Annotated in this window: 1 protein-coding gene and 1 pseudogene; both read right to left on the reverse strand. The window is 33.3% G+C overall.

Features of this window, described 5'->3' with window-relative positions; genetic code table 11:
- A pseudogene (locus ACYVRH_RS13490) lies at positions 1-262 on the reverse strand (hypothetical protein); the annotation flags it as partial.
- On the reverse strand, positions 259-699 hold the full coding sequence (locus tag ACYVRH_RS13495; RefSeq protein ID WP_461257410.1) for a DUF2141 domain-containing protein: 441 nt from the start codon (positions 697-699) through the stop codon (positions 259-261). The pseudogene ACYVRH_RS13490 and the gene ACYVRH_RS13495, both read right to left, overlap by 4 nt.
- Between the last annotated feature and the right edge of the window lie 188 nt (positions 700-887).

An 887-nucleotide genomic window follows, 5' to 3' on the forward strand; every position in this document is an offset into this window, starting at 1 on the left:
AAATTACAGTTTCTTCGATCTGCATATTTTCTCTCTGCATTACTCCCAGAAAAACCAGGAAAACCAGCGAAATTATAGAAAGGCTGATTTTTCTTCCCAAGTCTGGATTATTTAATCGAATACTGAGGAAAACGCCAATTGACATGCTTAATCCAACCGGAATAAAAACAAAGAAAAATCCAACCCATATCGTTAAACCCATTGAAACGGACAAAATAGTGCCAATTAGAAATGGGAAAATACATTCCAGATATTTTTTCATATTACCCCCAATGCTTTCACTTTTCCTATATTGACAATTAGTTTTGTCGAATTGTTATTTATCGGCACTTTCAATGTATTAAAACCGCCTGGCACTCCCCTTAGGTTATAATTAGTTTTACCGACAGGTTCTGACGGTATGCCAAATAAAATGGTATTGAGTTTTCCATCACCGTTTTTATCCTGAAAAACAGAAACTATATACTCACCGTCAGGCAAATCCAAAGAATGCGTTAAAGCGGTTTTATTTGGCTGTAAAATAAAGTTGGTAAAGGCCGTTTCGTTTTTATAATCATTTTTATTTGAGTATACGGCGACATATACCAAACCGCCGTTCACGATTACTCCGTTAATCTCTACAGTTGTGTGAATATTTTCCGCAAATAAACTTTCAACAACTAAAATTAAAACGCATAATAAAAGCAATTTTCTCAACATATTATTCTCCATGTTGGAATTATAGAATTTTGCTTTTTAAAAGAAACAGAAAGTTAAGTAAGATGCGTAAATTTAACGCTAAGATGCATTATCGGACTGCTTTTCCTGATGTTTTTGCAGTAATTTGTTTAATTCTTTTGCGTCCTTTTTAATCTTGGTAACTGAGATTATCATTGTAAATATGTAGA

The organism is Treponema sp. R80B11-R83G3, assembly GCF_054786115.1.

What these genes read in the sequence shown, in the direction of transcription:
- ACYVRH_RS13495 (WP_461257410.1), bottom strand. Translation starts at nt 699, where the DNA reads ATGTTGAGAAAATTGCTTTTATTATGCGTTTTAATTTTAGTTGTTGAA.